This is a genomic window from Rhizobacter sp. P3_B12 (assembly GCF_056402895.1).
The window spans coordinates 1-993 of sequence record NZ_JBFUGN010001493.1 but is presented as its reverse complement, the minus strand read 5'-3'; the positions used below and the strand labels follow the sequence as shown (position 1 = coordinate 993).

1 protein-coding gene and 1 pseudogene are annotated in these 993 nt (G+C 72.5%); one reads left to right on the top strand and one right to left on the bottom strand.

Annotated features, from left to right (window positions below; translation table 11 throughout):
- A pseudogene (locus tag AC1D01_RS36380) lies at nt 1-237 on the bottom strand (hypothetical protein); the annotation flags it as partial.
- 107 nt (nt 238-344) lie between these two features.
- Between AC1D01_RS36380 and AC1D01_RS36375 the strand changes: the two are divergent.
- The coding region (locus AC1D01_RS36375; protein WP_477874625.1) for a tetratricopeptide repeat protein at nt 345-993 on the top strand (649 nt) is incomplete at its 3' end.

Below are 993 nucleotides of genomic sequence, written 5' to 3'. Positions count from 1 at the left end.
GGCCTGCTGCATCGCGAGGGCGGCGGCCAGGCTGTCGCTGTAGGAGGCATGGACGAGCACCGCGTAGTGACGGACCACGCCGTCAACCTCGGTGGTCGCGCCTGCCTGCGCCGGCCACACCATCGCTCCCAGCCCCGCGGCCACGGCGTGCAGCATCTCGCGCTTGTTCATCTTGTGCTTGTTCGGGGCCTGGGCGTTGCAATATAGACCACGCATCGCCCTCTGGACATGCTTCATGTCGGGGGATGTCGGCGTGTGAAAGACCCTGCGCCAGCGTACGTTCCGGCGCGCGTGTCTGATGTCGCCCTGCGATGCCTCGCTGCATCGGCTCCGACTTCGATTCCATGAACAACAAGACTTCCCACCGGCCTGTCAGGGCAGCGCCGGCCGCCGCGCGTCCGGTCGACGCCGATGCTGCGCTGGCGCAGGGCCGGGCGCTGCACGCCCAGGGCCGACTGAGCGAGGCCTTCTCGCTGTACCAGGCCGCGCTGTCCGCCCAGCCCGAGAACCCCGAGGCCCTGCACCTGCTCGGCGTGGCCTACCTGGGCCTGCGCCAGCCGGCGCTCGGCATCGCCTTCGTGCGGCGCGCGATCGCCCGCCGACCCGATGCCGCCGACTACCGGATGAACCTCGCGACCGCGCTGCTGCAACTCGGCCAGGCGCCCGAAGCGCTCGCCGAGATGCAGCGCGCCTGCGAGCTGCGGCCCGACGATGCGCAGGGCCTGGCGATGCTCGGCGGGCTGTGCGTGCAGCTGGAGCGCTTCGACGAGGCCGAGCGCCGCTATGCCGCCGCGCTGGCGCTGCAACCGGACCAGGCCACCTGGCACGAGGCGCTGGCCCGGCTGCGCTACCTGCGCTGGGCGATGCCCGAGGCAGTGCACGAGGCGCAGCGCGCACTGGCGCTGGCGCCGCGCATCGCCGAGCGCTTGAACATGGGCTTTGCGCCGGCCATATCGCCGGCCCTGCCGGCCCTGCCGGCCCCGCAGGCCCCGC